Source organism: Niallia sp. 03133 (assembly GCF_052663225.1).
This window is the reverse complement of sequence record NZ_JBQTCY010000009.1, coordinates 205,414-225,656: the sequence shown is the minus strand read 5'-3', so window position 1 is coordinate 225,656 and position 20,243 is coordinate 205,414. Positions and strand designations below refer to the sequence as shown.

The window sequence follows — 20,243 nt, the reverse complement described above, 5'->3', positions numbered from 1 at the left end:
TTGAATGATGCTCACAAAGAATCAATAGAATTGGTAAGAATAATGGGAAGTAAACCAAATCAAGACTGTAAGGAATTTCTGTACTTATTCATGTCCACACGTAATCTATTTATTGAACAATTATTAGATAGCTACCCCTAAAATTATCACAATGTAGAAGTACAAATCGAGGAATTAAAAGCTTATTAAATTAAGGAGATAGGAAAACTACATGGAACAGAAACTTTTTAATAAACATTTTATCGGAATTACATTAATTAATTTTATTGTCTACTTAGTCTATTATCTTTTGATGGTTATCATCGCAGTAATTGCTCAAGATAATTTACATGCTACTTTAAGTGAAGCTGGATTTGCTTCAGGAATATATATTATTGGAACATTGCTAGCTCGCTTAATTATGGGGAAACAGTTAGAACTATTTGGGAGAAAAATCGTTTTACGCGGTGGAGCAATTTTTTATCTTTTTACAACGATCGCCTATTTATTTACTCCCACTATCCATATTTTGTATATAGTTCGCCTTTTAAACGGCTTCGGATATGGAGTAATCTCTACGGCAACCAATGCTATCGTTACAGCATATATTCCTGAAGCGAAAAAAGGGGAAGGAATAAACTATTATGGATTAAGCACAAGCTTGGCTGCGGCTATTGGACCTTTCATTGGAATGATTTTGCTGAATATGACAAACTTCATTTTTATTATTTGGTTTTCCATTGTTTTAATTGCTTTAGTGACTCTTTCTTGCTTTATATTTCCCGTCAAAAATATTCAGTTATCAGAAGTACAAAAAGCTCAATTAAACTCTTGGAGTATTCATAGCTTTATAGAAAAAAAAGCTCTATTTATAGCAGGTATCGCCTTTCTAATGGGCCTTTCTTATTCTAGTGTGCTAGCATTCTTGTCTTCGTATACTAAAGTGATTCATCTCGTCACAGCAGGATCTTTTTTCTTTGTGGTATATGCATTAGTAATTACGTTCACTCGTCCTTTGACAGGTCGGATTTTTGATTTAAAAGGTGAGCAGTATGTAATGTACCCTAGCTATTACTTCTTGACAGCGGGTTTATTTATATTAAGCATAACTACTAACAGTACGATGTTGTTAATCTCTGGCGCATTAGTCGGTTTAGGCTATGGTACATTTATGTCAAATGGTCAAGCCGTTTGTCTTAAACTAGTTAACGAACACAAAATTGGAATTGCCTTATCTACTTACTTTATTGGTTTAGATTTAGGATTAGGTGTTGGTCCCTATCTTATGGGTATTTTAAAATCTCTCACTTCTTTTAGGAGTCTATACATCGTCGCAGGAGTCATTCCTCTTGTTTGTGCTGCTTTATATTATACTAATAAGAAAATTTCACTAAATATGAATAAGGCAAATAAAATTAAGATGAATAAGAGTGAGGTACTATAAACGAATTAGACTTAATTGATAAATTTAGATGATAGAAAGTGTGTGCCTGTTCCCCAAAGCATTAAAGTATCACCGTTGTGGGGGCAATTAGATGATGGACAATGAGATTAAGAGACTTAAATTATTTGATCTTTCTAACTTCTTATATCATTATTCTTCATTCTAATATATCTCTCTGCCTCTTTCCTCTTCCCTAAGCTAAAAAGTCGGTACCTACTGCTAAATAGTTGGTATCCAAACGGCAAAGGAAGTGGGAAGTGCAGCGGGCAGTTCCGATACGTATTCAATCGGTTTTTCAATCATAAAATCAATACAAATCCAGGCTGGATCCATTACGGCTCCAGTCTTTTTCTTAGTGTCAGGCATGGCAACTATCTAGGCGGTGAAAGTCCGCTGTTGGGGTACACATCGACCAACCACTAAGGAAGCGCAAGGTACTCATCGTGAGGTGAGGGCTGGAGGAAGCGTGGAATAAAATCTTGACTTGACGAACAGAAATCTGATACTAAGGCTTTATAAAGGGATGAGGCTCCCAAACAAGTCAAAGTCCAAAAGATGTGCGTAACTTTATGAAGTAAATCAGGCGAGTAAAAGAGGAAAGATAGATGTCTTACCCTGGGAGGTCTTGCGGATGTACTAAAAGTACAGTCGAAAAAGGTTAATCGCAAGAAGTCAGCAGAAGCCATAGTAATGAAGATTATTCATGAAGGGCTGAACAATTTATAGTGTTTCAACGCCACGAATGCGTAAGAGACGAACTCCGAATGTGTTAATGGTGAAAATATGAGCGTATCTCAAAGGATAACCAAAATATTATGCAAAGTAAATCGTACTGAAATCCCGTAACCGCGAGGTTTTAGTTGATTACTTTGCATAAGGTGGATTACTCTCTCCGCTTTTATCAAATATTGTTTTAAATGAATTAGATCAATGGGTAGCCAAGCAATGGGAATGGTTTCCACTACATAAACCATTCAAGACAAGAGAAGGTCAACTACTCGCCAAAAAGCGTACCCAACTAAAAGAAGGATATTTAATTCGTTATGCTGATGACTTTAAAATTCTTTGTCGTGATGCAAAAACTGCTGAAAAGTGGTTTTATGCTGTTAAGCTATTTCTGAAAGAACGGCTAAAACTTGATATTTCGCCAGAAAAATCGAAGATTATCAACATACGTAAACATGAATCTGCCTTTCTTGGTTTTACTATACGTGCGAATCGTAAAGGTAAAAAGCGAGTGGCTCACACTTACGTTCGAGCCGAAAAGATACAGAAGATAAAAGCTGAAGAAAGAAAACGAGTGAAACAACTTCGTTCTTCACCAACAATTCAAAATGCTATACGTTTCAATAGTTTTGTTTTAGGGTTACATAATTACTTTAATAGAGCTACACACGTCAACTTAGCGTTCTCACGTCTTACCTATGACATTAGTGCAAGGATGTACAACCGTCTCAGGTCTATTGGGAAATATTCGCATCCAATGAATCCACCCCCAACTTATAAGAAATTTTATAGTTTGGGATGTAAGACATTTAAAATTGCTGGTATTTATCTTTATCCTCTATCGAATGTTCAGACGAAGAATACTATTTGCTTTACTCAAAGTCTAACACCATTCACAATGGAAGGTCGAGTGCAAATCTACAAAAATCTGCACAAAAATATCCAGCAAGAAATAACCTTACTGATGGAATCGACTATCTTGACACGCAGTGTCGAATATATGGACAACCGAATAAGTCGATATAGTATGAAAAAAGGAAACTGTGAAATTACAGGTTTATTCTTACAAGCACAGGAAGTGCATTGTCACCACTATATACCTTTACATCTAGGTGGAAACGACAAGTTTAATAACTTACGCATCCTACATAAAGATGTTCATAAATTAATCCATATGACGGATACAATGAAGATAAATACAATTATAAAGAACTTGGATATCACTCAACCGATGCTTGAGAAAGTCAATAAATATCGGGGGAAATGTGAATTAGAACGAATTGAATAACCCAATTAATATGAGTAACTTGAAACTTATAATCAATAAAACTATCGCTAGATGGAACGCGGAATGATGGGAAATTATCATGTTCCGTGCGGAGCAGGGGAAAAGCCGGAGATAACATCAAACGCTTACCTATTGCTAACTATTTGGAGTAACATATAGATTTAAACGACTTTATTGTTATATGTTTAAGTAAAGTGAAGTATCTTACATCAAAAATTAAACAACAATATTTTAACCCCGTCCTAAAATTTGAACGGGGTTATGCTTGTTTGAGATTTTAAAATTAAATAACTTTATTGTCACTTTACAATAAGAGCTTTACTAATTGGTGTAGGCTCTTAACAAATATAGACATAAATTTAAGCTAACAAAAGAACACAAACTTTAGAAAAGAGTGTGTTCTTTTTACAATTATTGATTTTTACTAACTTGTGTTTTTTCAATGCCACTAAAAGCAACTAGGAAAGCTAATAATAATAATAAAGCTATTGTCCAAGGGAAGGAAAGAACACCAATTGTTTCCATTAGGAGAGCTCCAACAAAACTACCCATACCAATCCCAAGATTCCATGTTGTTACAAGCATAGATTGAGCAACATTTGAACCATTTCCACTGACATTTGCAATTGCAGTTTGTAAAAGTGTTGCTGCTCCTCCAAATGTTAACCCCCATATTGCAACGGAAATATAGATTACTATAGCTATATCCAACCCTAGTCCGAGAACTAAAGAGGCCAAACCGAATCCCGAAAGGCTTAACAATACTAATCTTCTTAGCATTTTATCAATCAATAATCCAACAATCCAAATACCAATTAGTGCCATGGCACCAAACGTCAGTAAGATTATATCCAACTGGTTTGATAAACCAAATTGATATAAATATGGAGCAATATAAGTGTAGAGTATATTATGGGATAATATCCAGGCTAATACAATCAATAAAATGGGCCTTACTTTTGGAGTTAGCCAAACTTTTATAATAGGCAAACGATTTTCGGATGATTGTCCAGAAAAATCGGGAAGTTTCCAGATACTCCAAAAAATTAATATTAATGTTATTAACGACATTAATATAAAGACGAAACGCCATCCCATAAAAGAACCAAAGTATGTGGCTAGGGGAACTCCAAAAGCTAAGGCTAAAGGTGTTCCGACCATAGCTACCGCCATCGCTTTTCCTTTAAGAGCGTCCGTCACCATAAGTCGGGCATAGCCTGCCGTAATACCCCAAAGAACACCTGCAGTTATACCAGCGAGGAATCTTGCAATTAGAGTTAAGATATAATTCGTTGAAACTGCTGTAATCGTATTAAAGATTAGAAACCCGAGAATACATAATAGAAGCAACGGCTTTCTTCTCCATCCTTGAGTTGCAATTGTCAAAGGAATAGCCGCCAGTAATGAACCTAATGCGTAAGCAGTAACAAGTTGACCAGCAAGAGATTCCGTAATTTTCAGTCCATTACCTATTTCTAATAACAAACCAGCTGGAATTGTTTCTGTTAATATACAAATAAAGCCAGCCAATGCTAAAATAATCAAACCGTTCCAAGGAAGGTGCTCTGAATCGTTAGCGGTGGTTACATCTTGCGGAATACTTGTAACATTGGTCATATCTCTACCATCCTTTCTTGTTTACTTTATTTCTAGGTATCATGATAATGAAACCTAGAAATAAAGTATTTTTGTCTTATTTTAATTCACCATAAACTGCGTCACATAAGTCTACTGTGAATTGGCCTGACATTCCCTCAAAGGCTGTATTGGTAAAGGACACTACAGTTAATTTTTCTTTTGGATCTACAAACCAAGAATGCCCGTAAGCTCCTCCTAATCTCCAAGTACCAATTGACTCTTTTGTATTTGCCTCACGTGGATCCTTTAGTATTGTAAATCCTAAACCAAAACCCCTTCCAGGCCAACTCGCTAATGATAAATCTCCAGTTTGGATTTTTGTCATCTCTTTCTTTAGATCACTGGAAAGTAGTCTAGTACCTACTCTTAACTCTTCCAAAAAAGACATAAAGTCATCTGCCGTTCCATTCATACCAGAACCACCAGAAGGAAAAGCAGTGTTATCAAATACACGATCAGGTTCAAATAGTATACCTGCTGTTCCTTCAAATACAGGCACTATCTCTTTGTCGCCCATTCTTCTAGGGATAGGGGAATCACTAACATATTGGGTTACTAATCTTTGCTGGTCTTTAACTTCAAATGAAGTATTAAACATTTTTAATGGATCTGTAATCTGATTCTTAATTAAGTCAGGCAAGGGCTTTCCATATGCCCTACTTATAACTGCTCCTAAGACATCCACGGCAATGGAGTACCCCCAGTTTGTTCCTGGCTCATATAATAATGGTGTTGTGGAGAGTCTCTTTAAATTTTCTTCTAAAGAAATTTCAGAAAGGTCCATCCCGTCGGAAACACCAGCCTTTTTGTAAGCTCCTCCGCCTTCGGGTTCCAGAAAGCCATATGTTAACCCAGCAGTGTGAGTCAATAGATGTTTTATAGTTATTTTGGGTTTAACTCCATTAATTAATGAAGGTTGGAATTCCGGAATCCATTTAGTAACCGGATCATCTATTCCAATAATTCCTTTGGATATTAGAATCAAAGCAGCTGCAGAAACTATTGGTTTAGTTACAGAGGCCATGCGAAATATCGAGTCTTCATGTATCTTAATTTTTTCTTCCCTATCAGCATATCCCGCTGCATTTCTGTAGATGAGCTTACCATCTTTGCTTATCAAAGTAACGGTACCAACAATCTTATTGGTTTCTATAGCTTTGTTAATAACATCATTCACTCGTTTGCTTAAACTAACAATTTCGTTATCTGTAATTAACATGAACAACACATCCTTATCTGTTTTTTTAATACAACTTAATTTTATAGAAATCAACAAATGTTTTACATAAAGTTCCATTTGAGTATTTTAAATAATAATTATAAATCATCTGTTTTTACATGGTTTCACTTATATATTATAAATTGGAAATTTCTTATACGATGATTTATAATGAAGTAACAATAAATTCGAATGAGAAAATAAAGAAAAACAGAATGAGGTTATAAATAGTAGTTGTATGTATATAAATGCTTATACAATATAAGAAGGAGGAGTGCGTTTTATATGGATAGTGTAGATCAAGAAATATTAATGTATATGCAAGAGGATGCAAAATTGTCTATGACATCAATTGGCAAGTTGATTGGAATGTCTCAACCCGCAGTTACAGAAAGAGTAAAAAGGCTAGAGGAACAAGGCATTATCGCTAATTACAGAACAATTGTAGCGAATGATAAAATAGGAAAGTCTACTGTAGCATTTATTTTGTTTAGAACTACGCAATGTTTAAACTTTGTGGATTATTGTGAGAAAACCCCTCAAGTAGTAGAGTGTCATCGTATTAGCGGAGAATTTAATTACTTGATCAAAGTAGTAGTTGAATCGACAAAAGAACTAGAACTTTTTGAAAATGAAAGTATGAAGTATGGAAATTCAACAACATTAATTTCACTTTCTTCACCTATAGACTATAAACCATTAATTCCTTCCACTAAGGTATTAAAAGACATAAATAAATTAGGATAATGATAAAATTAGTTTACAAAACTGGCGGGGCAGCATTTTTTTTATAACAAAGTGGAATAGAGGAAGGGATTTGTAAAGAAATGTAGTTAAACAAACGGGGGCTTTAGTGCAATAAGGCTTTAAAATGATCAAACTTTATTACAAAAAAATGATATTTGATTAAAAGAAAAACATCATTTTGATCAATCTTTTTTTCAAAATGGATTCTTTTTATTTATTATAAAGTGCTGGCTTGGTGTTTTTGATCAAACTGGTTTTAGGTCAATAATATGGGCAAATCAAAGAGTTTTTGAGCACTTAAAAGAACTGCTACAGACATTTACCACAAGGAGATTCAGAGTATTTTTTCTTCTATATCAAGGTGTTAGCGCATATTTAAGCTGCCGATATTACGTGGCTATGTATCATGTCCAGTACCAGTATTGATGAAATCGTAAAATCAAGGAAACAACTGGGAAAGAAAACAAAAGGAAAAAGTATGGAGGAAATGGAGAGGATGTTTTATAACTTATTCGAGCGATTTAAAGCATTTTTCGATTGTCAAGGGAATCTCGATCGAGCAATTTTCTACGAACAACCTAATTTTGGTCAGTTGGAAACCAATTTTTTTGAACTGGTACAGCAGGTTGTCAATCATGGAAAGTATCATCGTAGGAATATAACATATAACAGCTATGTTGCGACAGTTAGGGCATCCAGGTGTTATGACTGATTATGATGTTTATTTGTATGCAATGAGTTGGAAAAATAGATTTCTCCTAACTGTCGTTAATCCTTTCGTACGTTAAATATGCAGAAATAGAAATGTTACAATACACTATTTATTTTCAGAACGCTTTTGAAATAACGTTAGAGCGGTTTCAATAAATAGTTTAACAGCTATCGAGGAATCCTTATCTGACGTGACAGCGATCTGAATATCCCGATATCCTGAAGGATCCAACCTACGAATAACCACATTTTCAGGAAGATTGATGAGCGATAGTTCAGACATGATGGCGATGCCCATACCTTCTTGAATCATGTTGAGTCCTGTTGTGTAGTTATAAAGTATATATTTCACCTGAGGTTCTTCCCCTGATTTTTCAAACCACTCCATAACTGGAGGCTCAAAACCGGCTTTACAAATAATCATCGGTTGATCGACGAGATCACGTGCTTGTATAACGCTTTTCGTGGATAAGGGATGATCACTTCGAAACACAGCATACATACCTTCACGCAAAAGAGGGAATGTAGTAAATTCATTGTCAGATGAAATGATAAGCCCGACATCAATTCGATGAGATTTAAGCCATTCTTTCACTTCTGCAATAGTACCTTCTAGAATGGTAAATTCAATATTTGGATATTTTTTTGTGATTTGGCTGATAATTTTCGGGAAAAAGTAAGAGGAAGCTACTGGGAATGCTCCGATTCGAACGATGCCCGTTTCTAGTCCTTTTTCACGCGCAATCTCTTGATCAATTTTCTCATATTCATTTAAAATGGCTCTGGAAATACTCACGATACGTTCCCCAATATCCGTAAGCATTACGCCATTACGGCGATGACGAGTCACAAGAGTAACCCCAAGTTCAGATTCAAGGGTTGTCACCGCACGACTTACTGCTGGCTGAGTCATATGTAGCTCTTGCCCTGCTCTCGTGAAATTTTTCGTATCTGCGATCTTAACGATTAATTGCAGTAATGATTTATTCATAACAAATTTGATATCACCTCTATAAAATATATGCATTTTATTTATGATTAAATCTATTGTATCATTTGATTAAAGCAAGTGCCACTTTGCGAAAACTTTAATTTAGGGGGAAACCAAGATGAAATATAAAGCTTGGATTTTGTTAGTGTTATGTAATCTGTTTTGGGCTGGCAATATGATATTTGGGAAATTTAGTGCAGCTGAATTTCCTCCAGTTTGGACGGCTTTTCTCAGATGGGTGATTGCGTTAGTATTTTTGATACCAATGGCTCAATTTATCGAGAAACCTTCATGGCTTCAATATTGGAAGAAAAACTGGGTAATTATCCTTTTGATGTCTGCTACAGGAGTTGTCGTCTACAATTATCTTATCTATACTTCGTTACAGTACACATCATCAACGAATGGAGCATTAATTAACTCTTTGACACCAGCATTAATAATGATTTTTTCGTTAATATTCCTTAGAGAAAAAATAACCGGCTTTCTGTTCATTGGGTTAATTATTTCTTTTATCGGTGTCCTAATTGTTTTAACTAAAGGAAACCTGCTGCAAGTCTTTCATGCTCAGTATAATAAAGGCGATGCTATTATGGTTTCAGCTATTATATTTTGGACCATTTACTCTTTGTTTGGAAAAAAAGCAAAGAGTATTCCATCCGTTACCTTAGTCGCAATGACTGCAATGGTTGGATCGGTCATCATGCTTCCATTTTTAGTTTTGCAACCACTTCATGTTGAAAAAGTAACATCCATGGGCATTGTAGGGATTGTATACTTGGGGATATTCCCATCAGTAGGTTCATTTATCTTTTGGAATAAAGGAATTAAGATGCTAGGTGCAAGTACAGCTGGAATATCGATGAACTTAATTCCCATTTTTACAGCAATCATTACTTTGATTTTAGGTGAGGGGTTAGAGAGTTCACAAATCATAGGAGGAATGCTTGTGATTGTCGGCATGTTATTTACATCAATAAGAAGAAAACAAGAGACGAATAAGAAAGTATTATCTCCTATAAAGCTCACTAATTAATTCACCCTATCATGTGGCAGCATGAAAATGAAGACGACATGATACTGCTATATCCTTTAGTATTGCATAAATAGATAGGAGGTATATTACAATGACACAGGTAAGCTTTAATTTAGATGGGAAAACAGCTATCATTACCGGGGCTGGGCGCGGGATAGGACGAGCTATTGCAGAAGGTTTGGCACGAGCTGGAGCGAATGTCGTTTTAACTGCACGAACAGAAGAAGATGTACTCAAGGCTGCAAAAGAAATCATGGATGCTACTGGACAACGGGCACTTGGAGTTGCTTGCAATGTAACCGATAAGAATACCATTGATTCACTCGTTCAGCAGGCCCTGGATCATTTTGGAAGCATAGATATTCTAATTAATAATGCTGGCACAACAGTTCGTCATACTGCTTTTGAATTGAGTGAGGAAGAGTGGGATTTTGTAACTGACACTAATTTCAAATCTGTATTTCTTATGTCTCAGGCTGTTGGAAAACATATGGTTGATCGCCAAAGCGGGCGTATTATCAATATTGCTTCCGTTGCTTCAGAATTGACGTTAGCATTCTCATCTCCATATGGTCCAACTAAAGCAGCGGTTGTGCAATTAACGAGACAACTTGCCAATGAATGGGCTAAATTCGGTGTTACGGTTAACGCAATCAGTCCTTGGTTCATTCGAACTTCCTTAAATGCCAAGGTTCTTGACAACCCAGAATTCAAGTCGTTGGTTGAACAACGAACGCCAATGGGGAGATTTGGTCGATTGGAGGAAATTATTGCTCCTGTTTTGTTCTTTTGCTCTGACAGTTCTAGTTATGTGACAGGTCAAAACTTATTTGTTGACGGTGGCACTATGAATTTCGGCATTTAAAATCTAATCTGCAAAAATAAAATGTTAAAGAACAGGTTCTTTGCTACGGCAGCACACGATGGAGCGCACCTCTTAGAATGGACATTGAGAAAAGACCTCTCAAATGCCATCTATTCTAAGGGTGCTTTTCGCTTCCTACGACACCTCGTCATGCTGCAAATTGCAAATGTTGGCGCCTTAATCAAAAAAAGTATGCTATGCTGAGGCAATTGTTGCGACAACGCCTCTAGAGAGAGTTGCTTCTTGTATCAGAAAGCGGATTCGCACTATTCTTAACATATTCGAATGGTCGGGGAAGCACAAATCAGAATCAAACGTTATCTCCATTTACCATAAAATATCGGTTTTGATCTTAAAGAATTAGGTGAACAAAAATCAGACAGTATTATGAAAAAAATAAATCTCGAATTCAAGATTTATTCCTTGATTTCTCATCAATTGAGTAGTAAAGTGATGGTAAAGTTAGCGAAGGGAAGGATACGAAATGCGCAATAATACAATGGGATCGTTAGTCTGGTTGCGTTTAATGCGCTTTACAAACCGCAGCAATCAGCTTTCGAATGATTTTTTAAAGCGTTTTGATTTAACAACAGCACAATTTGATGTACTCATGCAAATTCATGTATATCAGCCACTTACCCAAATTGAGCTAGCTGAAAAAGCAACGGTTACACAAGGTGGTATTTCCCGCATGCTTGTAAGACTTGAGAAAGAAGGCTACATTGTGCGCAAGCAAGATTGGAAAACGAAAATGATTAGCCTAACTGAGAAGGGTGAATCGATTTTAGAAGAGGTCTTACCTGTTCAACTTGCGTTTCAATCGTCATTTTTTGACGATGTATTAAACGAGGAAGAAACAAAAACGTTGTTCTTGCTGATGACACGTGTACATAAAAATAGCCAAAAAAAAGAATTACCGCCTGAGTAATGTTTTACACTATCACTTGATTAGTCAAGTTGAAAACAAGGAGGAACTATTATGTATAAAATTCCTGGACATCATCATATTTCGATGATTACAAAAAACGCTCAAAAAAATAATCATTTTTATCAAAAAGTGTTAGGCTTACGACGAGTGAAAAAGACCGTAAACCAAGATGATCCTTCTATGTATCACTTATTTTACGGAGATTTAATGGGAAGTGCAGGTACTGAGCTTTCCTTTTTTGAAATGCCAATCGTTGGAAGAACGATTCGTGGGACAAATGCAATTACTCAAATCGGCTTACTTGTACCATCATTTGAAAGTCTAGAATATTGGAAAAAGCGTTTAGATCTTTTTAGTGTTAAGCACGGAGAAATTACAACGTATGCAGGCAGAGAAGCACTTCCATTTGAGGATATGGAAGGGTTGCGCCTTATTTTACTAAATAATAACGGCGAAGAGATACCAGAATACTGGTCGACTTGGGAAGAATCTATTGTGGAGCAGAAGCATCGTATTTTAGGTATGGGGACTGTGGAAATAACAGTACGTTATTTGGAAAGAACGACTAGAATTTTGAAGGATATTTTTGGCTATATAGAAGTGGCTCATTCAGAAAATGAAGCAATTTATCAGTCTGTTGCAGGGCAAGCATTTGGTGAAATTGTCGTGAAGCAGCAGGAGGGGCCAAGTGAAAAGCCCGGTCGAGGAAGTATTCATCATTTGGCGATTCGAGTGAAAAACGAGGAAGAACTCTTGTTTTGGGACGAAGTGGTGAAAGATCGCGGCTTCCAGTCATCAGGCATTGTCGATCGGTTTTACTTCCAAAGCTTATATTTCCGTGATCCTAATGGCATTTTATTTGAAATTGCAACAGATGGACCCGGATTTACAGCAGATTCAACCGTTGAAGCGTTAGGAAAAAAATTAGATTTACCACCATTTTTAGAAGACAAACGTGAAGAAATTGAAGCAAATTTAAAGCCAATTGATTAAAAAGAAGAGAATGAAAATGGAACAATATTGCATTGATTATGCCCAAACACTGATTGGCCTATTGCATTTCCAAAAACCATTTGTGGAATGAGGAATGCTAAAGAAGGAAAATAATGAAAAAATAAGAAAAGGATACCTCCTTATCAAAAAGATAGGGAGGTGTTTGATTCTAGTACAAAAATAAAGGATGAAGGAAATGTCTGGGGATTTCCCTCATTAAAAAACTTCAGGATCTTATTTAAGTGGTCGTTAATTTAGCATAGATGATATAAAACAGGGTTAATTCCCCCATTATGACAATGTTTGGGACGACTATTATCAAATTTATAATAAAAAAGGTGGCTAAAATCCCTAAAAATAACCCTAAATGATAAAATTTCAAACGGTGTTGTTTATACCTGTATTGATGAAAAACAATAGTAGTCGCAATGAAATAGAGCAATACAGAACCAAATACAAAGTATAAGATAAATGGATAATGGACCTTATGTAAAAACAACAGCTTGATGGATGCAGCAATCATACTCAAAGTCATTAAAATAAACAAATGACCATAAATAATGGTTTGACCTGCCGTTTGAATCGACTTGTCCACTTTCTTTTCTACATTATCGAAATACTGCCACCACATTGATATAATTAGGATAAATGAAATGATCGAAAAGCCGATTGAATTCCAATTTCCTTCTTGAGGTTGAATTACGGCAAGAGTACTGACAAGAGCTTCACCAAAGAGAATAATGGTGAATAGACCAAAGCGCTCTAGTAAATGCGCCGTATTTGTGGGCACCTTTGCTAAATATTTTCGTCCAAGCATTGGGACCATAATATCGATAATGATACCTGTATATAATACAGCATATCGAATCCAAGAATCAAAAAGGACGGAGAATAAAGAAATAATGATACCAATCCAAAAATATTTTCCTAAATATAGCGCTACTTTTTTTCGAAATCCCTTTTCGATACGCTGGACAACAAGATATTGGATCGCAGTTACTGCTCTTAAGCCAATATAACCAATTAAAAAAGAAAGATAATAAGGATCAAAATCAACTGATAAGCTTGATGTCATAATGAGGACAAAAAACATTTGAAGTATCAAAAATATCCGTTGATGAAATAAGTCTTGTCCAAACCGGTTAATAAACATGGTTTGCCCTACCCAAGCCCACCAGATAGGAATAAAAATTAATACAAATTTTAATAAATATTCTGAATGGATATAGCCCTCTTCAATATGAAGTAAAACATGAGTCGCAGTCGCAATAGCTGCTACGAAGAGTAAATCATAAAAAAGTTCTAACCAAGTAACTTTTTTTTCTTCCATTTTTTGTTTGTACTCCTTTCTATCCTCTAATAAATTATAGTAGGATATAAGTGAATTGAAAGAAAGGGGAAATCGATATGACCAAAACCATCGGTCTAATTTGCGGAAGTTTATGGAAGGATTCTTATAATCGAATTATAGCACAAGCATTAGCGAAAATGGCTGATTCTATCGATTTTTGCTGGATCGAAACAAAAGATATTCCTTTGTATAATGAAGATTACCGGAAAAGATTATCTGCCCCATTTCACCACTTCAGTAGCTTATCAAAGTGAACAAACAAGTTCGCTGCATAACCTTCATCAGATGATTATGAACGAAACTTCCAATTTTAAGATGGATGAAGCATTGTATTTCCTTATTAAACAATTAATCGAAGAATATGCCATGTCCCCTGAAGTAACAGAAAACGGCACGAACAAGCAAAAAATAGAAAGTATCTGTACGTTCATAGAAGCACATTATAACGAGCGTATTACGTTACACGATTTAGCAAGCATTTCAAATATGAATAAATATTTGCTACTGCGCTACTTTACCCGAATTCGAGGAATTACCCTTATCGTTATTTGCAAACAGTACGTATCAATGAAGCAAAAAAACTATTAGAACAAGGAGTGAAGCATAGAGGCAGGTGATTTAGTATTTTTTAATCCTTTCGATAATCATGCTTGTGAGGAGATTGATAACAAAATATTAGATTATCGTTGTTTGAATATCAAACCTGAAATCCTGCAAAAATGGACGAAAGAAATGACATACTCCTTATTTTTGCAGGATAGCCGCCTTTGCCCACTCTCTATAAACCCAATAACATAGTATTCATAGAGGTGATTTGGGGATTTCTGCATGATTCCATGAAAGCGAAAGGCTTCCATTTGCAAATCATGATCAAAGCGAACCGTTCGTTGTTCTTGTATCACAAGAACAACTCCTTTTTATCCCACTCTTACTGCCCGTAAAGGTCCGATAAGTGCAACTAACCATCAGTGGGGGATGAAGAAAACCCCCACTGATGGTTAGTTGCACTTTATATTATGAAAGTAAGTGTAGCACATACTCTTCTACTTCTATTGTATGATATTGACTAATGAAAAAATGGATATTGCATCTTTAAACTCCCAATCCTATATGATAGATTTATAGGAATCAACTGTATATCAAATAAACGATTTCTTTATTGTCTCAACACAAAATTTTCCTTAAACTAATAAACAAGTAGTGAAAATTTTAATAAGTAGTGATTCCAGCTTCTCTATTTATTTTTTGGAGGAAAAATGATGCACACATTGCAAGCAATTTTAGAAGCAAAAGATTTCATTAAGAGCAAGACAGACCATCAGCCAACGATTGGTTTGATTTTAGGGTCGGGATTAGGAGGACTTGCTGATGAAATAACGAATGCAATTCAAATTCCTTATTGTGAAATCCCTCATTTTGCAAAGTCAGAAGCGGTTGGCCATGCAAATGAATTAGTAATAGGAGAAATAAAGGGTAAGACAGTTGTAGCGATGAAAGGGCGTTTCCATTATTATGAAGGATTTTCTTTAAGTGAAGTAACTTTTCCAGTACGTGTGATGAAGGCTTTAGGTGTAAAAAATTTAATTGTTACGAATGCTTGCGGTGCTGTTAATACAAGCTTTCAACCAGGCGATTTAATGTTAATTACCGATCATATTAATTTAGTTGGTACAAACCCATTAATTGGACCAAATAATGTAGAACTGGGAACGCGTTTTCCTGACTTGTCTAAAGTCTATAATCCAGAATTACGAAATATTGCGTTAAAGGTTGGAAAGGAACATACTATAAACTTGCAGCAAGGAGTGTACGCATGGTGGAGTGGACCTGCTTATGAGACTCCAGCTGAAATTCGCATGATACGCACTTTAGGAGCGGATGCAGTAGGCATGTCAACAGTTCCGGAAACGATTGTTGCTGTCCATGGAGGAATGAAAGTTCTTGGAATTTCCTGTTTAACTAATATGGCATGTGGAATATTGGACCAGCCATTAAACCATGAGGAAGTGATTGAAGTAGCTGGAAGAGTGAAAAAGAAATTTATGCAATTAGTTCAGGGAATTTTAAAAGAAATGTAATAAAGATGGATAATCGTTATACTCCCATTTCTCTAAAAATCGAAATGTTTGCAAATTTGCTAGTGAAGCGAGGTCCCTTACGATAAAATAAGCAAAAGGGTCTTCTTGAATAAAAGAGTATATGAATACCAGAAGTTGCAGTTTATGTTAAAATGGGTACAAACAAAATGACAGCAATTAATTAGGTGGGGATAGGAATGAATAGTATTTTTGACAAAGTAATCGATCGAAGCAACTCCGCTTCCTTTAAATGGGGATACAATAAATTTGTCTTTGGAACGGACGATATTCTCCCAATGTGGGTGGCGGATATGGATTTTCAGCCGCCAGCAGAAGTAGCAGATGAAATGAAAAAACGCCTTGATCATGGGATTTACGGATATACATATATTCCGAATTCGGCTTCGGATGCAATGATTAATTGGTTTATGAATCGACATAATTGGAAAATTGATCAATCGTCCATTGTTTATCATTCTGGTGTTGTTCCTGCAATCAGTACGGCAATTCAAGCTTTTACAGAGCCTGGTGATTATGTGATGCTGCAATCTCCGGTATATGCACCATTTTTTGAAATGATAGAAAAGAACGAACGAGTCGTGTTGAACTCTCCATTGAAGCTTGTGAATAATCGGTATGAAATGGATTTTGAAGATTTGGAAAAGAAACTACAAAAGGGTGTTAAACTATTTGTTCTCTGCAGTCCGCATAATCCAGGAGGAAGAGTTTGGACAAAAGAGGAGCTGCAAAGGGTAGGAGATTTGTGCTTACAATACAATTGCTTGATATTATCTGATGAAATTCATGCAGACCATGTGTACAAGCCGAATGTGCACCACCCTCTTTCAGCGCTAGATAAAAAATATGAAGAGATTGTGTTAACATGTGTTGCTCCAAGCAAAACATTTAATATTGCAGGACTTCAAGCTTCTGCATGTATTATTCCAACTGAAGAATTAAAAAGCAGATATGAAAACTTTCAGAGAAGAACAGGGTTTCATACACTGAACACTTTTGGAATTATTGCAATGGAAGCAGCTTATCGTTACGGAGAGAGCTGGCTGGAAGAATTGTTAAGCTACTTGCATCAGAACGTTGCGATTGCGAAAGAGTTTATCGAAGAAAATATTCCATCTATACGATTGATGGAACCAGAAGGAACGTATCTTCTTTGGATGGATTGCCGTGATTTGAATATGAGTGACGAAGAATTAAATAAAGCCTTAATTGAAAAAGGTAAGCTTGGATTAGAACCAGGCAGCAAATATGGAGCTGGCGGTGAAGGGTTTGTCCGTATGAATATCGGTTGTTCGCAGGAAGTTTTATTAGAAGGGTTAGAGCGGTTAAAACGAGCTTTAGCTTAAGAAAAACTGTTATAGAAAATGGCTGGTTTCTGCAGAATGGTTTCATTTTGAGAACAAGGAGAGTGTCCCTATTTTTGGGACACTCTTTAAATATACTTTCCAAAACCTCTTTTGGAAAAATGTTTTGTTCAGTTAAATCACTATTTGACATGTACCTAATATCTCGTCTCCCCATTTTAAAGAAAATTTATCTCCATCAATGACTTCTCCGACACCACTTGGAGTACCAGTAAAAATGATATCTCCTTCACCAATCCCAAAATTGGAAGCACAAAAGTCAATAATGGTCTGGAAATCAAAAATGATATCGCTGATATTTCCTACTTGGGCAACTTTCCCATTAATTTCAAGCGAAAAGTTTTTTTCTTTAGCGGCTTCAACACCTGGGAAAGGGATGAAGTCGGTAAGAACAGCGGATTGAGGGAATCCTTTAGCTGCAAGCCATGGATGTCTTTTTTCTTTTAATGTAGTTTGAACATCTCTTAAGGTAAAATCAATGCCTAATGCCATTTTATCGATAAGATCGTCTGCTTTTGCACCTTTATAATAATCTTTTCCAATATGTATAACCAGTTCGGTCTCAAAATGGATGATTCCTCGGTTGGCTGGCAAATTAATCGTCTCCCCTTTTGCATACGCGATGGAATGCGTTGGTTTGGAAAAGACCATGGGGGATGTTGGAATCTCATTTTTTAATTCTAGCGCATGGAGAACATAGTTACGGCCGATACAATAAATATTTTTGATTGTTGCCATTTTCGTTACCTCCTATTTGAGATTCTCTTTTTTACAGACCCTTAGCATTTTATTTAAATTAAACCATTGAACACCAGCGTGTTGAGAGTCTGCAATTCCTTGATTTATGTACCCATTTTTCTCGTAAAAAGGAATTAATTCTTTTTTGCATGTTAATGTCACACTTAAACGTTCTTTTTGCTTAGCCTGATTTTCAAATTCTTTAAGTAATAAACTAGCAATGCCTTTATTCTGATAGTTGGGATGTACAACGATTCCTAAAATACTTTGATGTCCACCTTTACTAGGGTTTGGTTCAGTTATATGGAATAGATCATCTGTGATGAATGGTGATGATACTACAGGACCATTTATATATCCAACGATAACTTGATTTTCTTCCGCAATGATAAAGGTATCTGAGATGGTATTTATTCTATTTAGAAAAGCGTTTGGAGTAGCTGCTTCTTCTGGGGTAAAGCCGGTGTTTTCTAATTCTACTAATTGATCTAAATCGTTTGGCTGAACTTGTCTAATAATCATCTGCATAATTCCTTTTCTTTGAGGTATGAAAATGAAATATTCGTAGCATAATCTTATAGTCCAATAAATATCTTATTACAACATCTAAATATAGTATAAAGTGAACCTTTCCATCAGTGGGGGTTTTCTTCATCCCCCACTGATGGTTAGTTGAACTTATCGGATATTTACGGGCAGTTATCCCCCACCTAGCTTCCTCGATTTCTCAGCATCTTGAGGTGGGGGTCTTACTGCCCGTTAAGAGTGGGATAAATTCTATGAATTAAGTAATTACTTTTTATATTAACAAAATTAAAGATAATCACACAATACCTTAGCAAAAGTGAGAGGTGCATGAATTTTTTGGGTGCTGAACTCGTTTACGCCATATGAAAAAGGGAACCTTGATGGACTCATGATGCACTTCCTTGATTAGACATAAAAGAAAGGACTGATTCATTGAATTTTTCGGGTTCATCAAGGAACAGCGCGTGACTGCTCTTTTCGAAGAAGACTGTCTGGGCATTTGGAATATGCTCCCCAACCCAAGCGGGTCCCTGCCATGGGAATACCTTGTCTTCGCGCGCAACCAGCACTAAACTCGGCAGATCGATTTCTGGCAGAAGATCGCGCCAATCATAGCGTGTATGGTCTGCCATAATGGCATTCCGAGCAGAAGTAGGGGCTTTTGCCATCTCGCCCAGCATCAACTCTCGTTCTTCTGGTGTCGGCTCCGTCGCCATAATTGTCTTTAGTTGGTTTTTGTCAAAGTCAGAGGTGGCCATTTCGACCTGCGCTTTAGTGAAAGCAAAAGAAGCATCATCATAGCAGGTAGTATGAGCATATTTCCAGTCGTGCGCATAATACTGTCTAGGTGATTGCTCCACAAATACTGCTTGAGCGAGCCTTTCGGTGCCGAATAACTCGAGATAACTCCAAATCACCGGGCAGCCCAATGACCAGCCTAGAACGGTAATATCTTGCAGATCAAGTGTGGTGAGAACATCATACAGGTCCCGTGCCAGCCTCGGCACACGATATCCGTGTGTAGGTTTATCGGAGTTGCCATGTCCCCGAAGGTCGATTGTAATCACACGGGCATGTTCCGCTAGAGCATCCATGTTTCGATGAAAAAAACGTCCGGAAAATCCCCATCCGTGGATCATCACCAGAGGCCGTCCACTACCATGCTCTTCGTAGAAAATTTTTGTGCCGTCGTTTGTTTTAATGATCGACATTTACAATCACCTTCTTTCTTAAAATTAAGGAAATGGTGAACAGAATCTTCATGAAAGGAAGAGGCTGCATTGCTCTTTTCAAGGCAAAGCCAAAAATCCGCTTATCCTGAGCCAGCTGCGATGGAGAAATTATCATAAACCTATACACAAGCAGTTTATTTCATAATATTTTAGGGCAAGAGAAAGCACTCTTATTTTCGCTAAGCAGTAAAGGTAGTAAGGATATGGTCGAGCAAATGCAACTTTCACCATTATCATTTCTCTTTTTAAAAATCATTTATACCTACTTTGTACCCATACCCATTGTTGTCAAACATATATATAGAATGGAAAATAACAGTTTTCAAAATTTCTGTTGAGAATTTAGTTCAGAAAAAAGTTGTAAGGTGA

General features: G+C 36.3%; 20 protein-coding genes and 2 pseudogenes. 14 read left to right on the top strand and 8 right to left on the bottom strand.

Annotated elements, in window-relative coordinates; translation table 11 throughout:
* The first annotated feature begins 211 nt into the window (after positions 1 to 211).
* From ACTYBU_RS14610 to ACTYBU_RS14600, 3 genes and pseudogenes are all read left to right on the top strand, one after another.
* Positions 212 to 1,423, top strand: coding sequence for an MFS transporter (locus ACTYBU_RS14610; RefSeq protein ID WP_445490852.1), 1,212 nt, complete (start codon positions 212 to 214; stop codon positions 1,421 to 1,423).
* Between the two features lie 889 nt (positions 1,424 to 2,312).
* Positions 2,313 to 2,621 (top strand): annotated as a pseudogene (locus tag ACTYBU_RS14605) (reverse transcriptase domain-containing protein); the annotation flags it as partial.
* Between the two features lie 492 nt (positions 2,622 to 3,113).
* Positions 3,114 to 3,437, top strand: coding sequence for an HNH endonuclease (locus ACTYBU_RS14600; protein WP_445490850.1), 324 nt, complete (start codon positions 3,114 to 3,116; stop codon positions 3,435 to 3,437).
* Between the two features lie 411 nt (positions 3,438 to 3,848).
* On the opposite strand, the gene ACTYBU_RS14595 is transcribed toward ACTYBU_RS14600, so the two are convergent.
* Together ACTYBU_RS14595 and ACTYBU_RS14590 are read right to left on the bottom strand one after the other, a co-directional pair.
* The gene (locus tag ACTYBU_RS14595) at positions 3,849 to 5,054 is read right to left on the bottom strand and encodes an MFS transporter (protein WP_445490849.1); all 1,206 of its coding nucleotides are present in this window, start codon (positions 5,052 to 5,054) and stop codon (positions 3,849 to 3,851) included.
* Positions 5,055 to 5,130: 76 nt separating this feature from the next.
* A complete protein-coding gene (locus ACTYBU_RS14590) occupies positions 5,131 to 6,294 on the bottom strand; it encodes a serine hydrolase domain-containing protein (protein WP_445490847.1) in 1,164 nt (387 codons plus the stop codon).
* A 285-nt stretch (positions 6,295 to 6,579) separates the two neighbouring features.
* Here ACTYBU_RS14590 and ACTYBU_RS14585 point away from each other — a divergent pair, with 285 nt between their 5' ends.
* Positions 6,580 to 7,041 carry an Lrp/AsnC family transcriptional regulator gene (locus tag ACTYBU_RS14585; RefSeq protein ID WP_445490846.1) on the top strand — a complete coding sequence of 154 codons (462 nt, stop codon included), beginning with the start codon at positions 6,580 to 6,582 and terminating at the stop codon, positions 7,039 to 7,041.
* Between the two features lie 406 nt (positions 7,042 to 7,447).
* Positions 7,448 to 7,753 (top strand): DinB family protein, encoded by a 306-nt coding sequence (locus tag ACTYBU_RS14580; RefSeq protein WP_445490845.1) that lies wholly within the window; start codon positions 7,448 to 7,450, stop codon positions 7,751 to 7,753.
* A 105-nt stretch (positions 7,754 to 7,858) separates the two neighbouring features.
* On the opposite strand, the gene ACTYBU_RS14575 is transcribed toward ACTYBU_RS14580, so the two are convergent.
* The gene (locus ACTYBU_RS14575) at positions 7,859 to 8,743 is read right to left on the bottom strand and encodes a LysR family transcriptional regulator (protein WP_445490843.1); all 885 of its coding nucleotides are present in this window, start codon (positions 8,741 to 8,743) and stop codon (positions 7,859 to 7,861) included.
* Between the two features lie 118 nt (positions 8,744 to 8,861).
* Here ACTYBU_RS14575 and ACTYBU_RS14570 point away from each other — a divergent pair, with 118 nt between their 5' ends.
* The 4 genes from ACTYBU_RS14570 to ACTYBU_RS14555 all read left to right on the top strand — a co-directional run bounded on the left by ACTYBU_RS14570 (position 8,862) and on the right by ACTYBU_RS14555 (position 12,565).
* Entirely contained in the window at positions 8,862 to 9,779 is a 918-nt protein-coding gene (locus ACTYBU_RS14570; RefSeq protein ID WP_445490841.1) for a DMT family transporter, read from the top strand.
* Positions 9,780 to 9,870: 91 nt separating this feature from the next.
* Entirely contained in the window at positions 9,871 to 10,644 is a 774-nt protein-coding gene (locus tag ACTYBU_RS14565; RefSeq protein WP_445490839.1) for an SDR family NAD(P)-dependent oxidoreductase, read from the top strand.
* A gap of 484 nt (positions 10,645 to 11,128) precedes the next feature.
* Entirely contained in the window at positions 11,129 to 11,572 is a 444-nt protein-coding gene (locus ACTYBU_RS14560) for a MarR family winged helix-turn-helix transcriptional regulator (protein WP_445490838.1), read from the top strand.
* A 51-nt stretch (positions 11,573 to 11,623) separates the two neighbouring features.
* Positions 11,624 to 12,565 (top strand): ring-cleaving dioxygenase, encoded by a 942-nt coding sequence (locus ACTYBU_RS14555; protein WP_445490837.1) that lies wholly within the window; start codon positions 11,624 to 11,626, stop codon positions 12,563 to 12,565.
* Between the two features lie 238 nt (positions 12,566 to 12,803).
* Here the strand turns inward: ACTYBU_RS14555 and ACTYBU_RS14550 are convergent, their stop codons facing one another.
* The gene (locus ACTYBU_RS14550; RefSeq protein ID WP_445490835.1) at positions 12,804 to 13,895 is read right to left on the bottom strand and encodes a low temperature requirement protein A; all 1,092 of its coding nucleotides are present in this window, start codon (positions 13,893 to 13,895) and stop codon (positions 12,804 to 12,806) included.
* Positions 13,896 to 13,972: 77 nt separating this feature from the next.
* On the opposite strand from ACTYBU_RS14550, the gene ACTYBU_RS14545 reads away from it, so the two are divergent.
* Genes ACTYBU_RS14545 through ACTYBU_RS14535 form a run of 3 tightly spaced genes read left to right on the top strand, consistent with a single transcriptional unit; the run spans position 13,973 to position 14,714 of the window.
* Positions 13,973 to 14,170 (top strand): NAD(P)H-dependent oxidoreductase, encoded by a 198-nt coding sequence (locus ACTYBU_RS14545; RefSeq protein ID WP_445490833.1) that lies wholly within the window; start codon positions 13,973 to 13,975, stop codon positions 14,168 to 14,170.
* 31 nt (positions 14,171 to 14,201) lie between these two features.
* Entirely contained in the window at positions 14,202 to 14,504 is a 303-nt protein-coding gene (locus tag ACTYBU_RS14540; protein WP_445490831.1) for a hypothetical protein, read from the top strand.
* A 15-nt stretch (positions 14,505 to 14,519) separates the two neighbouring features.
* Complete coding sequence (locus ACTYBU_RS14535) at positions 14,520 to 14,714, top strand: AraC family ligand binding domain-containing protein (RefSeq protein WP_445490885.1); 195 nt, start codon at positions 14,520 to 14,522, stop codon at positions 14,712 to 14,714.
* On the opposite strand, the pseudogene ACTYBU_RS14530 reads toward ACTYBU_RS14535, so the two are convergent.
* Positions 14,645 to 14,818: pseudogene (locus ACTYBU_RS14530) on the bottom strand (AraC family ligand binding domain-containing protein); the annotation flags it as partial. The gene ACTYBU_RS14535 and the pseudogene ACTYBU_RS14530 overlap by 70 nt on opposite strands.
* A 357-nt stretch (positions 14,819 to 15,175) precedes the next feature.
* Between ACTYBU_RS14530 and ACTYBU_RS14525 the strand changes: the two are divergent.
* Together ACTYBU_RS14525 and ACTYBU_RS14520 are read left to right on the top strand one after the other, a co-directional pair.
* On the top strand, positions 15,176 to 15,994 hold the full coding sequence (locus ACTYBU_RS14525; RefSeq protein WP_445490829.1) for a purine-nucleoside phosphorylase: 819 nt from the start codon (positions 15,176 to 15,178) through the stop codon (positions 15,992 to 15,994).
* 197 nt (positions 15,995 to 16,191) lie between these two features.
* Positions 16,192 to 17,358 (top strand): MalY/PatB family protein, encoded by a 1,167-nt coding sequence (locus ACTYBU_RS14520; protein WP_445490828.1) that lies wholly within the window; start codon positions 16,192 to 16,194, stop codon positions 17,356 to 17,358.
* Between the two features lie 132 nt (positions 17,359 to 17,490).
* On the opposite strand, the gene ACTYBU_RS14515 is transcribed toward ACTYBU_RS14520, so the two are convergent.
* From ACTYBU_RS14515 to ACTYBU_RS14505, 3 genes are all read right to left on the bottom strand, one after another.
* Positions 17,491 to 18,114 carry a fumarylacetoacetate hydrolase family protein gene (locus tag ACTYBU_RS14515; RefSeq protein WP_445490826.1) on the bottom strand — a complete coding sequence of 208 codons (624 nt, stop codon included), beginning with the start codon at positions 18,112 to 18,114 and terminating at the stop codon, positions 17,491 to 17,493.
* A 12-nt stretch (positions 18,115 to 18,126) separates the two neighbouring features.
* Positions 18,127 to 18,636: a GNAT family N-acetyltransferase gene (locus ACTYBU_RS14510; RefSeq protein WP_445490825.1), complete on the bottom strand. Its 510-nt coding sequence runs from the start codon at positions 18,634 to 18,636 to the stop codon at positions 18,127 to 18,129.
* A 392-nt stretch (positions 18,637 to 19,028) separates the two neighbouring features.
* The gene (locus ACTYBU_RS14505) at positions 19,029 to 19,853 is read right to left on the bottom strand and encodes an alpha/beta fold hydrolase (protein WP_445490823.1); all 825 of its coding nucleotides are present in this window, start codon (positions 19,851 to 19,853) and stop codon (positions 19,029 to 19,031) included.
* Positions 19,854 to 20,243 lie beyond the last annotated feature (390 nt).

What these genes read in the sequence shown, in the direction of transcription:
- ACTYBU_RS14505 (WP_445490823.1), bottom strand. Translation starts at nt 19,853, where the DNA reads ATGTCGATCATTAAAACAAACGACGGCACAAAAATTTTCTACGAAGAG.
- ACTYBU_RS14590 (WP_445490847.1), bottom strand. Translation starts at nt 6,294, where the DNA reads ATGTTAATTACAGATAACGAAATTGTTAGTTTAAGCAAACGAGTGAAT.
- ACTYBU_RS14600 (WP_445490850.1), top strand. Translation starts at nt 3,114, where the DNA reads ATGGAATCGACTATCTTGACACGCAGTGTCGAATATATGGACAACCGA.
- ACTYBU_RS14510 (WP_445490825.1), bottom strand. Translation starts at nt 18,636, where the DNA reads ATGATTATTAGACAAGTTCAGCCAAACGATTTAGATCAATTAGTAGAA.
- ACTYBU_RS14525 (WP_445490829.1), top strand. Translation starts at nt 15,176, where the DNA reads ATGCACACATTGCAAGCAATTTTAGAAGCAAAAGATTTCATTAAGAGC.
- ACTYBU_RS14545 (WP_445490833.1), top strand. Translation starts at nt 13,973, where the DNA reads ATGACCAAAACCATCGGTCTAATTTGCGGAAGTTTATGGAAGGATTCT.
- ACTYBU_RS14585 (WP_445490846.1), top strand. Translation starts at nt 6,580, where the DNA reads ATGGATAGTGTAGATCAAGAAATATTAATGTATATGCAAGAGGATGCA.
- ACTYBU_RS14565 (WP_445490839.1), top strand. Translation starts at nt 9,871, where the DNA reads ATGACACAGGTAAGCTTTAATTTAGATGGGAAAACAGCTATCATTACC.
- ACTYBU_RS14560 (WP_445490838.1), top strand. Translation starts at nt 11,129, where the DNA reads ATGCGCAATAATACAATGGGATCGTTAGTCTGGTTGCGTTTAATGCGC.
- ACTYBU_RS14575 (WP_445490843.1), bottom strand. Translation starts at nt 8,743, where the DNA reads ATGAATAAATCATTACTGCAATTAATCGTTAAGATCGCAGATACGAAA.
- ACTYBU_RS14515 (WP_445490826.1), bottom strand. Translation starts at nt 18,114, where the DNA reads ATGGCAACAATCAAAAATATTTATTGTATCGGCCGTAACTATGTTCTC.
- ACTYBU_RS14555 (WP_445490837.1), top strand. Translation starts at nt 11,624, where the DNA reads ATGTATAAAATTCCTGGACATCATCATATTTCGATGATTACAAAAAAC.
- ACTYBU_RS14540 (WP_445490831.1), top strand. Translation starts at nt 14,202, where the DNA reads ATGATTATGAACGAAACTTCCAATTTTAAGATGGATGAAGCATTGTAT.
- ACTYBU_RS14520 (WP_445490828.1), top strand. Translation starts at nt 16,192, where the DNA reads ATGAATAGTATTTTTGACAAAGTAATCGATCGAAGCAACTCCGCTTCC.
- ACTYBU_RS14580 (WP_445490845.1), top strand. Translation starts at nt 7,448, where the DNA reads ATGTCCAGTACCAGTATTGATGAAATCGTAAAATCAAGGAAACAACTG.
- ACTYBU_RS14610 (WP_445490852.1), top strand. Translation starts at nt 212, where the DNA reads ATGGAACAGAAACTTTTTAATAAACATTTTATCGGAATTACATTAATT.
- ACTYBU_RS14550 (WP_445490835.1), bottom strand. Translation starts at nt 13,895, where the DNA reads ATGGAAGAAAAAAAAGTTACTTGGTTAGAACTTTTTTATGATTTACTC.
- ACTYBU_RS14595 (WP_445490849.1), bottom strand. Translation starts at nt 5,054, where the DNA reads ATGACCAATGTTACAAGTATTCCGCAAGATGTAACCACCGCTAACGAT.
- ACTYBU_RS14570 (WP_445490841.1), top strand. Translation starts at nt 8,862, where the DNA reads ATGAAATATAAAGCTTGGATTTTGTTAGTGTTATGTAATCTGTTTTGG.